Here is a 12,451-nt window from a genome sequence, read left to right on the forward strand (position 1 = left end):
AAGCGTTTTGAAAGTTTTGGCGTATGAAATTTTATTCAAATTTAAAAATAAACGTGTTTTTATTACGTACAATATATTTTACGGCTATTATTTTAGAAAAAACAGAACATTTTTTCATTACTTTTGCCCCCGTTAAAAACTCAGTAATCATGGAAACAAATTTACTTTTATCCCGATTCTGGACAAGAATCTGGGCTTTATTAATCGACAGTATTATTCTGGGAATTTTTGGGTTTATCCTGACAGCTTTATTCAAAAACTTTTTTATTTCGTTGGGCAGTGAAGGAAAACTGATCGGATGGTTTATTGCACTCGCTTATTTTTCTCTTTTAAATTCTACCCTTAATAAAGGGCAGACCATAGGAAAAAAAATGATGAATATTCAGGTCGTTGATTGTACAGGTCAATTCATATCCCTGAAAACTTCTTTTATCAGGGCTTTGATATTTACAGCGCCATTTTTTCTTAATGGATATAAAATCCCCGGACTAACACCTTTCTCAGTACTGACAATCATCCAGTCTATTCTGATCATGACATTAGGTATCGGAATCATCGTATTTTATATTGCCAATAAAGAAACCAGGCAATCGGTTCATGACCTTGTCGCCGGAACCTATGTGGTTCAGAATTACAGAAACAGCATGGCTAAACTGATGCTTCCAATAAATAAACGGTCATTTTATATTACCGGGGGACTTATTGTCATCATCATCTGTACATCAGTTTACAATTTTACCACTAATTCCACTGCCAAAAAACTGATTCCTTTATATGAAAACATCATGAAACAGGAAGAAATTGCCAACGCCAGTATTACAGTAAATACCCTTCCATTAAATAATAATACGCAGGTTTATACTATTGTGATTCAATTCAAGAATAATATAGCCAATATGAAAGACCCTGAATACATCATCCATAATAAAGAGGTGAAACAGGCTGTAAAAAAATTTATCGACAGCCAGGTTTATGAAAAGGATACGGATATCTTAAACATAACATTAACCTCAGGCTATGATATCGGGATTTCCAAAAGCAACTATTGGATTGATACTTACAAACCCCTATTCAAATGGAGAGAACTCTATCAGTTCTAATGTCTTGAAAATGATAAAGATTATTTAAAACGCATCATATGATGCGTTTTTTTATTGAACAGGGCCAGGTGCAAAATTTTAATTACTTTTGATCAACATTCAATAGATTAACAGTTCCGCTATGATTTTAGGAGTATACTGGTATTTTAAATTTCCTGAAAATTTATACCAATTCAAATTTTTCAAGTTTTTTGGAGGATATGGCGGGCATGCCGATAATGGGGCTGAACTGGGAACAAGGGTTCAGGTGGATAATGTGGAAGGCTTCATCCAAAAGCTGGAAGATCTAAAAGTACAATTTCCCAGAACATATCTTTTTATTAGTGTTAATGATCATCAATTAGTCATTGCAACAGGAGATCGCCAGCTTTTCGATTATCATTTTCAACTGGCTGCCGGCATAGAAGAGCTGCTTCTTCAGGAAAATGCAGTACGGTTAGATGATAAAATTCCTTTTAAAACAAAATTCAGTAAAAACTATCATCCCGAAAAAGAGAAATTTGAAACGATAGAGCATCGGTTTATCCAGATGGTGGGATCAGATTTCAAACAAAACAATGCCGAAAATTTCTCGATCAGAATTGACTGCAACCTGCCTTTAGTCTATAAAAAAGATTTCATCAATGACTTAATTCCAATATGCAACGAAGAAAACCTTCATGTGTTTTATTACAACGATTATGATTTTAATAGTCAGTGTAACCTAATGCTTTTTTTTACTAATGGCAGACAATACAAGAATCACATTCAATCTGTCAATATCAATTCGTTCGGAAGCAAAGTAAGAGATCTTTCCCAAAAATATCCGCTTCATTTTGGTCATTTTGGAGGTATGAAATATTATCCTCTTAACGGGCCTCATATTGAGCTTATGATAGATGAAAACCATATATTACATAAAAAATAAATCCCATTTAACTCAACATTATGATCAAATTTAAATATGTCATTCTGTATGTGGAAGATGTAGAAAGATCGATGAATTTCTATAAAAATACATTTGATACCGAAATAAAATTCATCACTCCGGAAAAAGATTACGGAGAACTGATGACAGGAGAAACCACCATTTCCTTTGCCTCTGTAGACTTAGCCAGCTCAAATATAAAAGAGGGCTTTATTATTTCTAAAACAGAAAACAAGCCTTTCGGGATAGAACTGGGTTTCGTAACTGACCAGGTGGAAGCACTCATTGAAAAAGCTGTTCAAAACGGTGCTGTCCTGTATGAAAATATTGCCGTAAAACCTTGGGGACAGAAAACAGCCTACATCAAAGATCCTGATAATTATTTAGTAGAAATCTGTACTGAGATGCAGTAAACTTAATCTCCAAACCCTATGGAAATAAAAAAACTGGAAAAATTAAATACCAATCCCACCATCGGCTGGGGTCACAACGGCTACATCACGGATAAGATCTATTCCGTTTCATCCATTGAGTACGCCCGTATTTTTGAATTCACCTTAAAAGAAAAATCCCTGCCTTATACCAAACGATGGGAAACGAACGCTGATGACATTGAATCACTCAATGAAGTCATCGAAAAAGGCAGTTCTTTCGGAGTCTACGACAATCAGGAACTCATAGGCTGGATCATCGGTGAGCAAAGAACGTGGAACAACAGTTTTTACATCGAAAACATTCTGGTTCATGAACAATACCGAAGACAGGGAGCCGGAGTACAGCTGATTAAAAGGATCATTAAGGAAGCCCGTAGATTAAACTGCAGGGTGATTGAACTTGAAACACAGAATACCAACTACCCCGCCATTCAGTTTTACCGAAGAATGGGGTTCAATATTACCGGTGTGAATACGAGATTATATGATCACCCGGATGAGATCGCTGTTTTTATGACTTTGGATCTGGAATAATCATGTATTATCAAAACAAAAAGGCCAGGATTCACCTGACCTTTTTATTTTGATATTTTCGGAATAACGATCAGACTTTCGTTTCCTGAGACGGTTACAGCCTGTACAGCAAAGAAATAATTATCTTTAGAATAAGGCAGCTTTACAGAAGTCTCTTTACAGAAAAACTTTTTTTGCCACATCGAAGCATCTGTATCACGCATTAAAACATAATAACCGTGGATCTGATCACTAAATTTTGGTTTTTCCCAGGATAAGGTCGTAAAATGGGTTAGTTTCTCTACTTCTATTTTTACATTTTGAGGCTGGGAAGGAGATTTTGCCAGATTAGCCAAAACAGAAAGAGTAACGCTTACATTCTTTTTAAAATACTCAAAATCCATAAACTCAGGTAAATCCCCATATTGGATACCATTTTCCTTTCTGATGTCCTGATGCTGATGATTAAAATTTTCATTAAACTCGGTCAGTCTTACAGCAGGAAACCCTTTTTCAACAAATGGGGTATGATCCCCGCCTCTTAAGAACCGGTCATTTCTATAGATCAATTTCACCTCCAGATGATCTGTATAGCGTTCCCCAGTTTCTTTAATATACCTTGCCAACTGCCTGGCTTCCCCGTCATTTTCCAATCCCAATGTTCTGATCCCCTGAGCTTTTTTATCCAATTCATATTGGGGTAAGCCTTCAGAAAAGACTCTTAACTGGTGGGTATTGGTAAGATTGGTTTCACTGCTGAGATGATTTGAAATCATATCATTGTTCAGCAAAGCTTCTAACTGCCAGTTCTCATTTTTCGCCTTTTCCGCAAGCATTTTTGAACCCAGCAATCCCTGCTCTTCTCCGGAGAAAGCTACAAAAACAATACTTGCAGGGAATTTAGACCGGCTTAGTATTCTTGCACTTTCTATGAGCGCTGCCACTCCACTCCCATCATCATTGGCTCCCGGAGCATTATCTTTTGTATTCATGACGTCGCTTACTCTTGAATCCAGATGCCCGCTTACCATAAACAGCCTTTTATCATCAGGATTGGTTCCATGGAGAACAGCGATAACATTTCCCAGATCCGTAGGACGGTCTATTCTTTTTCCATCAGGCTGGATCGTCTGATTCTGTATAAAAGCTTCCATTCTTCCATCTGTATTCCTGCCATACTCTTTAAACTTTTTCAATACCCAGCTTCTTGCCGCTCCAATTCCTCTTTTAGGATCTGTAGTAGCGCTCATCGTGTGTCTCGTTCCAAAGCTTACCAATGTATTGATATGCCCTTTCAACGAATCTATATTCACCTGTGAAACATAATCTGCAATTTCAGCATCTTTGTGAACAATCTGTTGGGCATTCATGGCAACAGGAATAAAAAATAAAGGAAGAATCAGTTTTTTCATAATGCAAATACAGCCGGTCTATTGCAATTTACTCATAATAAATGAATCTTGAACTGGCGATTGTAACAAAAAATACTGACCTTTGAAAAACTTTATTCTGATTAAAAAAATAGATAAGAATAAAAAATTCAATATGGAAAACCTGTTACACTATATCCGTTCTCTTACTTCTTTTTCCGATAAAAGCTGGGATTTGCTCCAGCCGGCCCTCTCTGAAAAAAGCTTTAAGAAAAACGAGCTGATGCTGCAGGAAGGCAAAGTATGTAGGTCCCTGTTTTTTATGGATAAAGGATTCTGCAAAAGTTATTATGAAATAGATGGAGTGGTAAAAAATACAGGTTTTTTCTTTGAAAATGAAATTGCTACCAATATCAACAGCTTTGGAAGCGGGCGGCCCTCAGAGTTTACTATAGCAGCTTGTGAGGAAGCAGAAACTATTATTTTTGATAAAGAAAAACTATTCGAAGCAGCCAAAGAATCTCTTGAAATAGAAGCATTGGGGCGCCATTGTATCCGCCGCTTTGCTTTGAAACAGGAAGAATTTTCCAATCTTTTCAAACTTTATACGGCCCAGGAAAGATTAGCCTATCTGGAAACCCAATATCCTGAAATGATGCAGCGCATACCCCTTACTCAACTGGCTTCATTTTTAGGGGTGGCAAGAGAAACATTAAGCAGGATCAGAAAACGGAGAATTTCTAATGAATGACCATGCCTCTCCAATATCCGAAATATTATCTCAACATAAATCCAAGTAACATGAAAACATTAATCTGGCAGGGAATCCTTTATCAGTCTCTTGAATATTTTAAAATAAAAGAAAACGGGGACCGCTACACCATAGAATCAAAAATTATTGGATGTTATGAAAATAAAATGTATACAGCCGATTACAAAATTCTCATCACTCAAGACTGGACTGTTCTGGAATTTGTCATTGAATCTGAAATCAATACCATTAAAAATATACTCACAGGAAAAAAACGGCAGGATGAATGGGTAATCAATAATGTGATCCATCCGGATTTTAAAGGCTTTGAATACATTGATATTTCTTTAACCCCATTTACCAATACGCTACCGATCAACAACTTAAAGCTTGCGGAGAACAGCTCCCGGAAAATCGATGTTATTTATATTGATGTTTTAAACCATCATATCAGACCTGCCAAACAACAATATACCCGAACAGCCCTCAATAAATATCTCTATGAAAATATTGAAACCGATTTTAAAGCAGAGATTTCAGTAGATGAAGCAGGATTAGTGATCAGTTACCCTAAGCTGTTTGAAAAGACTAGTGAATTCTTACAAAACCTGTAAAATAGTATACAACCTTTATTCTGGGCACTTTTACCAATATCCCTATGTTTGAATAGATCCAAAAAACAATAAGACTCTGACCCTTTTCAAATAACAATCCGCAATAAACAAGAAGGCTGCCCCCTATATTTGTAAAATCAAGTATAGGGACAGCCTCTCCTCTGAAAAAATCAAATGCTAATATAATAATTGTGTTTTTTTATAAAGCTCTATCCAGATGTACATAGCCGCCATCCACATGGATGAGCTGACCTGTCATATGGCTAGATTTTTCCGAAAGTAAAAAGGCCACCATATTGGCTATCTCTTCGGTAGTAGTCATTCTTTTTTCAAAGGGGATTTTATCTGTTATTGTTTTAAGTTTGGCTTGCGGATCCTCAAAAGTTTTGATCCACTTTTCATACAAAGGAGTATATGCTTCCGCTACAATAATGGCATTTACCCGGATATGGTAAGGCAGCAATTCTACGGCCCACTCCCTGGTCAGTGCATTTCTTCCTCCGTTGGCCGCAGCATAAGCTGAGGTTCCACCCTGGCCGGTTTCAGCGGTTTTACTTCCGATATTGACAATGCTTCCTCTGCTATTTTTCAAGGCTGGAAGGGCATGATGAGCCAGAAGATAATAATGAACCAGATTCTTATGTAATGATTGCATGAAGGCTTCATAATTTCCATTCTCCAATCCAACACCGTCATTTTCGCCGGCATTGTTGACAAGACCGTCTATTCTGTTAAACTTGGCCATGATATCATCAATCGCCTTCCGGCACTCGTTAGGTTGGGTAAGCTCTGCCACTACAGCATGAGCGGTAAGATTTTCGGAGGTCAGGGCATCAATTAATTGTTGATTGTCTTCCGCATTTCTTCCTACAATAACAGGAACCGCTTTTTCCTGAGCCAACACCCGTACAATTCCTTCTCCAATTCCTTTAGCTCCGCCGCTTACGACAATGATTTTATTTTCGAGTTGTAAATCCATATGTTATAAATTGTAAAAATGAATAGCATTCCCTTCAAGGATCTGTTTTTGTTCTTCTTTGCTGAATTGTTGTATATATTCTCTTATAAGTTCTAGCCATTCACAATACTCTGTATTCAAAAGCATTACCGGCCAATCGCTGCCAAACATCATTCTGGATGTTCCAAAATATCTGAACACAATATCCAGATAAGGTTCCAGCATTTCTTTTGTCCATTTTCCCCGTTCAGCTTCGGTTACCAATCCCGAAAGTTTACAATAGACATTCTCTGACTGGGCCAATATGGAAATATTCCTTTTCCAGGATGCAATCTCCAGATTTTTCACATCAGGTTTTCCGATATGATCCAAAACCAATTTCTGATCCTGAAGTTCTCTTACAAAACTGATCGCCTCTTCCATCTGGGAATGGTAGATTAAAATATCATAAGTATACTGATATACTTGTAATTTTCTGATATTTTCTACAAATTTAGGATGGGTGAGAAAGCCTTTGGGCTCAGCTTGAACAATATGACGCCAACCTTTTATTTTAGGATAGTTTTTGAACGTCTGCAGCTGATCTTCAAAATGATCACTCAGAAAATCAATCCATCCTACAATACCCAGGATCTTAGGATATTTCTCTGCCAGCTCCAGTAGAAATTGAGTTTCTGCCAGACTTTGATCTGCCTGAACCGCAACAATCCCTTCAATATTATTATTCATCAGTAATCCATCAATATCCGAAGGCAGAAAATCTTTCCGGATGACGGACATGCTGTCATCAACCCAGGAGTACCGAATCTTATCATATTTCCAGAAATGTACGTGGGCGTCGACCATTTTTTACAGGCTAAAGATTTTACTCATTATCATCCATTTTTCTCCTGGCTTAGCATGGGGCAATGCCTGCTGATAATTCCACATTAAAGTTTCCCATTCCTGAACTTTAGGATTGGCTTGATCAGCTTCGGCTTTTGCTTCAAAAGAGAACTCCTCTTCCACTTCCATCATCATAAAGAGGCGGTTTCCTGTGCGGTATATTTCCATACTCCGGACTCCGGAAGATTGAATGCTTTCCAGAATTTCCGGCCATACCTTCTGATGGTATTCCTCATATTGGCGGATCAGATTTTCATCATCTTTAAGATCCAACGCCAGCGTATATTTCTTCATTAAGAATAAGATTTTACGTTTTGTTTACTTGTTCCCAGCCCTTCAATACCTAATTCTACAATATCACCGGGTTTTAAATACCAGGCTTCAGGCTTCTGTCCCATTCCCACCCCGGCAGGTGTACCGGTTGAAATAACATCTCCCGGCAATAAGGTCATAAACTGGCTGATATAACTTACGATATAAGCTACATCAAAAATAAAGTTGGACGTATTCCCATTCTGCATCATTTTATCATTTACTTTCAGCCAAAGATGGAGATTATTAACATTATCTATTTCATCTTTTGTTGCGATAAAAGGTCCTATAGGTGCAAAAGTATCTGCACTTTTTCCCTTTACCCACTGTCCGTTTCTTTCAATCTGAAAAGCTCTTTCACTGTAATCATTATGCAGGGCATATCCGGCAATATGGTCAAAAGCATCTTCAGGTTCTACATAACTGGCTTTTTTTCCGATTACAATTGCCAGTTCCACTTCCCAGTCTGTTTTTGTACTGTTTTTCGGAATAACTAAATCATCATTTGCCCCTACTATCGCTGAAGTTGCTTTAAAAAACAAAATCGGCTCTGAGGGGATGGGCATATTGGTTTCTGCGGCATGGTCTTTATAGTTGAGCCCTACACATACAATCTTTGACGGCCGTGCCAATGGCGCTCCCAGCCTTACCTTCTTATCAATTTCCGTAAGCCCTCCTGCCATAATTCTCTCTTTCATCTCTTCAATAGCATTTCCAGAGAAAAATTTTTCATCATAATCATTTACCAGGTGAGAAACATCATAATATTTTTCATCAATTATTACGCCTGGTTTTTCCTGGCCTTCTGCGCCGTATCTTATCAATTTCATCTTCCTCTAAAATTAGTTATTTAATGTTGTAAATCCTCCGTCGATCGGGTAATCGCATCCTGTAATAAAAGACGCTTCATCGCTGCATAAATATAATGCTAATGCTGCAATTTCTTTCGGGGTTGCCATTCTTCCAATAGGCTGAGTTTTGGAAAGATTCTGAAACATCTCTTCTGCCCTGTCCGGATAGTTTTTTTGCAGAAAGCCGTCTACAAAAGGGGTATGAACCCTTGCTGGGGAAATAGAATTACAACGGATATTGTCATGAATATAATCTTTAGCAACACTCATCGTCATTGCTTTCACAGCGCCTTTTGCCGTACTATAGGCAAATCTGTCAGGAATACCTACCAAAGCTGCAATTGAAGCCAGATTAAGCACCACTCCATTGCCGGATACTTTCAGCTGGGGGATTGCAGCATGCAGGCAATTGTATACTCCTTTTATATTCACGGAAACTATTTTATCAAAATCTTCTTCCGAAGTAGTATCTGCTTTCCCTACATGTGCGATACCCGCATTGTTCACCAGAATATGAATGGGTCCGATATGCATAAATATATCTTTTATATGCTGATGGTTTGAAACATCACAGGCATGTATATAGGCTTTCCCAGCTTTAGCTTCTATATTTGACAAAACTTCGGATCCATTAGCTTCATTGAGTTCCAGGATATGAACTTCCGCTCCCTGTTCTGCAAATAATTCCGAAATGGCTTTTCCTATACCACTTCCACCTCCGGTAACGACTGCTATTTTATTTTTTAATGAAAACATTTTATTTTTTTTAAATTATAAACTGACTCCTTTTTTCCAGGGGATAAAATCATCCTGATTCAGCAGCACTGCTTTTGGTATTATTCTTCCGCTTGCTGCTTCTATACAATAATCTAATATATCTTCTCCCATTTCTGCTATTGTTTTTTCTCCTTCAATGACGGGGCCTGTATCAATATCAATAATATCGGCCATTCTCATGGCCAATGCAGAATTGGTGGCTACTTTTATAGTAGGGCAAACCGGGTTTCCCGTTGGCGTTCCCAAACCTGTTGTAAACAATATCAAAGTAGCTCCTGAAGCGGCTTTTCCGGTGGTAGCCTCTACATCATTTCCGGGAGTACAAACCAGGTTCAACCCTGGCTTAATTGCTTTTTCAGTATAATCCAGCACATCCGTAACCGGGGAAAGCCCGCCTTTTCTGGCGGCTCCAGCTGATTTTATGGCATCTGTAATCAGCCCATCCTTAATATTTCCCGGCGAAGGATTCATATAAAACCCTGAGCCCACCTGATGGGCTAAGGCGTCATATTCTGTCATCAACCTGATGAATTTCTCTGCAATTTCTTTATTTACCGCCCGGTCGATCATTTCCTGCTCGGCACCGCAAAGTTCAGGGAACTCGGCCAGCAATACCTTTCCACCAAGACTTACCAATATATCTGCAGTATGCCCCACTGCCGGATTGGCAGAAATACCGCTAAATCCGTCACTCCCTCCACATTTTACGCCCAATACGAGTTTATCCAGCCCCGCAGGTTTCCGTTCTATTTTATTAATTTCAGTCAACCCGATAAAAGTGTCATGAATGGCCTGCTTAATCAAGGCCTCTTCACTTTGTGATCCCTGTTGTTCAAAAACAAAAAGGGGTTTATCAAACTCTGGATTTCTTTCCTGCAAGTCTTTTCTTAAATTCTCCACCTGAAGATGCTGGCAACCCAGGCTTAATATGGTAACTCCGGCTACATTAGGATGGTCTGCATACGAAGCCAGCAATTTGCTCAGGATTGCTGAATCCTGCCTTGTTCCGCCACAACCTCCGCTATGGTTAAGAAACTTAATCCCATCTACATTTTTAAAAACTCTTTCTTTAGGATCTATAACCGGGGTTAAAGAAATATTCTCGAGATTCTCTCCTTTCTGATAAGCTTCCAGCAGATGATGGGTATATTCTTTATATTTATCTCCTACGGCATAACCCAATTCATTATGCAGGGCTTCTTTAATAACATCCAGATTCCTGTTTTCGCAAAAAACAGTAGGAATAAAAAGCCAGTAGTTTGCCGTTCCCACTTCTCCGTTGCTTCTATGATAACCGTCAAATGTTCTGTTTTTAAACCGTGCAGCATCCGGAGCTTTCCAGTGATACTCTGCTTCTCTATAAGCATATGGCTCTGCTGCATGTTTGGTATTTTCTACACTCATGCGCTCTCCTTTCTTCACCTCCAACTGGGTCTTTCCCACCAATACTCCATACATCAATACATCACTTCCCTGCGGAAGATCCTGCATGAAAAATTTATGTTTTGCCGGAATGCGTTCCAATACTTTATACTTCTGACCTTCGAACAGTACCTCTTCACCATCCTTAATATCCTGTAATGCTACAAGGACGTTATCTTTTTGATTAATTTTTAAAACTTTATTTTTCATGATCTGTTTTCTAAAATGTTCTCTGGGGATTTCCCAGCAGGTTTCCAGCCATACAAGCCGAATGCAAATACAACAATAAAGCAGATGAAAGGTACCATATAACCATATTGGATATTATGTGTAAAATCTGATATATATCCCAATCCCAATGGCAGAATAGCTCCGCCGACAATAGACATTACAATGAGGGATGAAGCTATTTTGGTATCTTTTCCCAACCCTGCAATACCCAGCGAAAAGATAGTTGGAAACATAATAGACATAAAAAAAGCTACTCCAATTAATGCATAAATGGTCATATTTCCTTCCCCGAATATGGCAACTAAAGTAAGTAGCATACTCAGAACAGCATATATCATTAGTAATATATTAGGTTTTACAAACTTCATAAAGAAAGTTCCTACAAAACGTCCCAACATAAAAGCCAGCCCTGCCAATCCGGAATAAAAGGCTGCATTTTTTTCTGTAATTCCTGCAGAAACAACAATAAAGCGGATGAAAAAGCTGAGTACACATACCTGAGCCCCTACGTAAAAAAACTGTGCGGCTACGGCCCATCTCAGGTGTTTATGTTTCCAGGCATTGGAAATTTTGGATGAATCTCCATCATCCTCATGTTTAATGTCCGGTAGTTTTGTAAAAACAAACAATAACATCACCACCACAATAATAATTCCCAGAATAAGATAAGGTCCCTTCACACTGGCAGATTCCTGTTTGATATACCTATCAAGATTCTCAGGAGAAAGAGCCTTTATCTGTACATCGGTAAGAGACTGCCCGTTCAATATATATTTACCGCCGACAATTGGTGCTATAAATGCCGCCAGCCCGTTGAAGGACTGCGAAAAGTTGAGCCTTCGTGTTGCTGTCTCTGCCGGCCCCAATATGGTTACATAAGGGTTGGCGGCGGTTTCTAAGAATGCCAGTCCGCAAGCGATAATAAAGAGAGCGCCCAAAAAGAAAATATACATCTTAGTATTGGCTGCCGGAATAAAAAGGAAAGCTCCTAGCGCAAAGAGGGACAATCCTAATATAATTCCGCTTTTATAACCATATTTCCGCATTACATTTCCGGCAGGAATAGCCATCAGAAAATAGGCAATAAACACAGAAAAATCTACCAGGGATGATTGCAAATCAGTCAATTGAAATGCTTTCCGCAAATGAGGAATAAGCACAGGATCCAAATTATGAACAAACCCCCAAAAAAAGAAGAGGCTGGTAACAAGAATCAGTGGAAAGAGATAATTTTTTCTTTCTGATGGAATTTTTGTTGATTGTTTTGGTGTTATATTTTGCATAGTGTGATAATCTATAAGTTATCCTTAACCTGAAACTCAATGG

14 protein-coding genes are annotated in these 12,451 nt (G+C 38.4%); 6 read left to right on the plus strand and 8 right to left on the minus strand.

Going from position 1 to position 12,451, the window contains the following annotated elements; genetic code table 11:
- Nucleotides 1-149: 149 nt before the first annotated feature.
- The 4 genes from MUW56_RS04495 to MUW56_RS04510 all read left to right on the plus strand — a co-directional run bounded on the left by MUW56_RS04495 (nucleotide 150) and on the right by MUW56_RS04510 (nucleotide 2,975).
- Nucleotides 150-1,100, plus strand: coding sequence for an RDD family protein (locus MUW56_RS04495; protein ID WP_292012062.1), 951 nt, complete (start codon nucleotides 150-152; stop codon nucleotides 1,098-1,100).
- 121 nt (nucleotides 1,101-1,221) lie between these two features.
- Complete coding sequence (locus MUW56_RS04500) at nucleotides 1,222-2,007, plus strand: hypothetical protein (RefSeq protein ID WP_292012063.1); 786 nt, start codon at nucleotides 1,222-1,224, stop codon at nucleotides 2,005-2,007.
- 20 nt (nucleotides 2,008-2,027) lie between these two features.
- On the plus strand, nucleotides 2,028-2,420 hold the full coding sequence (locus tag MUW56_RS04505; protein WP_292012064.1) for a VOC family protein: 393 nt from the start codon (nucleotides 2,028-2,030) through the stop codon (nucleotides 2,418-2,420).
- A gap of 18 nt (nucleotides 2,421-2,438) precedes the next feature.
- Nucleotides 2,439-2,975 (plus strand): N-acetyltransferase, encoded by a 537-nt coding sequence (locus tag MUW56_RS04510; RefSeq protein ID WP_292012065.1) that lies wholly within the window; start codon nucleotides 2,439-2,441, stop codon nucleotides 2,973-2,975.
- 44 nt (nucleotides 2,976-3,019) lie between these two features.
- Here the strand turns inward: MUW56_RS04510 and MUW56_RS04515 are convergent, their stop codons facing one another.
- Nucleotides 3,020-4,366, minus strand: coding sequence for a M28 family metallopeptidase (locus MUW56_RS04515; protein WP_292012066.1), 1,347 nt, complete (start codon nucleotides 4,364-4,366; stop codon nucleotides 3,020-3,022).
- Nucleotides 4,367-4,499: 133 nt separating this feature from the next.
- Between MUW56_RS04515 and MUW56_RS04520 the strand changes: the two genes are divergently transcribed.
- Nucleotides 4,500-5,075 carry a Crp/Fnr family transcriptional regulator gene (locus tag MUW56_RS04520; protein WP_292012067.1) on the plus strand — a complete coding sequence of 192 codons (576 nt, stop codon included), beginning with the start codon at nucleotides 4,500-4,502 and terminating at the stop codon, nucleotides 5,073-5,075.
- Between the two features lie 50 nt (nucleotides 5,076-5,125).
- Nucleotides 5,126-5,689: a putative glycolipid-binding domain-containing protein gene (locus tag MUW56_RS04525; RefSeq protein WP_292012068.1), complete on the plus strand. Its 564-nt coding sequence runs from the start codon at nucleotides 5,126-5,128 to the stop codon at nucleotides 5,687-5,689.
- A gap of 199 nt (nucleotides 5,690-5,888) precedes the next feature.
- On the opposite strand, the gene MUW56_RS04530 is transcribed toward MUW56_RS04525, so the two are convergent.
- The 7 genes from MUW56_RS04530 to fucP are packed head-to-tail and all read right to left on the minus strand — an operon-like array spanning nucleotide 5,889 to nucleotide 12,408.
- Entirely contained in the window at nucleotides 5,889-6,668 is a 780-nt protein-coding gene (locus tag MUW56_RS04530) for an SDR family oxidoreductase (RefSeq protein ID WP_292012069.1), read from the minus strand.
- Nucleotides 6,669-6,671: 3 nt separating this feature from the next.
- Nucleotides 6,672-7,493 carry an amidohydrolase gene (locus MUW56_RS04535; RefSeq protein WP_292012070.1) on the minus strand — a complete coding sequence of 274 codons (822 nt, stop codon included), beginning with the start codon at nucleotides 7,491-7,493 and terminating at the stop codon, nucleotides 6,672-6,674.
- A 3-nt stretch (nucleotides 7,494-7,496) separates the two neighbouring features.
- Complete coding sequence (locus MUW56_RS04540; RefSeq protein ID WP_292012071.1) at nucleotides 7,497-7,826, minus strand: L-rhamnose mutarotase; 330 nt, start codon at nucleotides 7,824-7,826, stop codon at nucleotides 7,497-7,499.
- Entirely contained in the window at nucleotides 7,826-8,674 is an 849-nt protein-coding gene (locus MUW56_RS04545) for a fumarylacetoacetate hydrolase family protein (RefSeq protein ID WP_292012072.1), read from the minus strand. The genes MUW56_RS04540 and MUW56_RS04545 overlap by 1 nt, the downstream gene beginning before the upstream one ends.
- Nucleotides 8,675-8,686: 12 nt before the next feature.
- Nucleotides 8,687-9,451 carry an SDR family NAD(P)-dependent oxidoreductase gene (locus tag MUW56_RS04550; RefSeq protein WP_292012073.1) on the minus strand — a complete coding sequence of 255 codons (765 nt, stop codon included), beginning with the start codon at nucleotides 9,449-9,451 and terminating at the stop codon, nucleotides 8,687-8,689.
- Between the two features lie 15 nt (nucleotides 9,452-9,466).
- The gene (locus tag MUW56_RS04555) at nucleotides 9,467-11,104 is read right to left on the minus strand and encodes a UxaA family hydrolase (RefSeq protein WP_292012074.1); all 1,638 of its coding nucleotides are present in this window, start codon (nucleotides 11,102-11,104) and stop codon (nucleotides 9,467-9,469) included.
- Complete coding sequence (fucP, locus tag MUW56_RS04560) at nucleotides 11,101-12,408, minus strand: L-fucose:H+ symporter permease (protein WP_292012075.1); 1,308 nt, start codon at nucleotides 12,406-12,408, stop codon at nucleotides 11,101-11,103. Before fucP ends, MUW56_RS04555 begins: the two co-directional genes overlap by 4 nt.
- Nucleotides 12,409-12,451: the final 43 nt, after the last annotated feature.

Source organism: Chryseobacterium sp. (genome assembly GCF_022869225.1).
In the GTDB taxonomy this organism is placed as follows: domain Bacteria; phylum Bacteroidota; class Bacteroidia; order Flavobacteriales; family Weeksellaceae; genus Chryseobacterium.

Excerpts from the sequence above, each read along its gene's own strand:
- MUW56_RS04530 (WP_292012069.1), bottom strand. The coding sequence starts at position 6,668 with ATGGATTTACAACTCGAAAATAAAATCATTGTCGTAAGCGGCGGAGCT.
- MUW56_RS04510 (WP_292012065.1), top strand. The coding sequence starts at position 2,439 with ATGGAAATAAAAAAACTGGAAAAATTAAATACCAATCCCACCATCGGC.
- MUW56_RS04550 (WP_292012073.1), bottom strand. The coding sequence starts at position 9,451 with ATGTTTTCATTAAAAAATAAAATAGCAGTCGTTACCGGAGGTGGAAGT.
- MUW56_RS04495 (WP_292012062.1), top strand. The coding sequence starts at position 150 with ATGGAAACAAATTTACTTTTATCCCGATTCTGGACAAGAATCTGGGCT.
- MUW56_RS04540 (WP_292012071.1), bottom strand. The coding sequence starts at position 7,826 with ATGAAGAAATATACGCTGGCGTTGGATCTTAAAGATGATGAAAATCTG.
- fucP (WP_292012075.1), bottom strand. The coding sequence starts at position 12,408 with ATGCAAAATATAACACCAAAACAATCAACAAAAATTCCATCAGAAAGA.
- MUW56_RS04505 (WP_292012064.1), top strand. The coding sequence starts at position 2,028 with ATGATCAAATTTAAATATGTCATTCTGTATGTGGAAGATGTAGAAAGA.
- MUW56_RS04545 (WP_292012072.1), bottom strand. The coding sequence starts at position 8,674 with ATGAAATTGATAAGATACGGCGCAGAAGGCCAGGAAAAACCAGGCGTA.
- MUW56_RS04535 (WP_292012070.1), bottom strand. The coding sequence starts at position 7,493 with ATGGTCGACGCCCACGTACATTTCTGGAAATATGATAAGATTCGGTAC.
- MUW56_RS04515 (WP_292012066.1), bottom strand. The coding sequence starts at position 4,366 with ATGAAAAAACTGATTCTTCCTTTATTTTTTATTCCTGTTGCCATGAAT.
- MUW56_RS04520 (WP_292012067.1), top strand. The coding sequence starts at position 4,500 with ATGGAAAACCTGTTACACTATATCCGTTCTCTTACTTCTTTTTCCGAT.
- MUW56_RS04525 (WP_292012068.1), top strand. The coding sequence starts at position 5,126 with ATGAAAACATTAATCTGGCAGGGAATCCTTTATCAGTCTCTTGAATAT.
- MUW56_RS04555 (WP_292012074.1), bottom strand. The coding sequence starts at position 11,104 with ATGAAAAATAAAGTTTTAAAAATTAATCAAAAAGATAACGTCCTTGTA.
- MUW56_RS04500 (WP_292012063.1), top strand. The coding sequence starts at position 1,222 with ATGATTTTAGGAGTATACTGGTATTTTAAATTTCCTGAAAATTTATAC.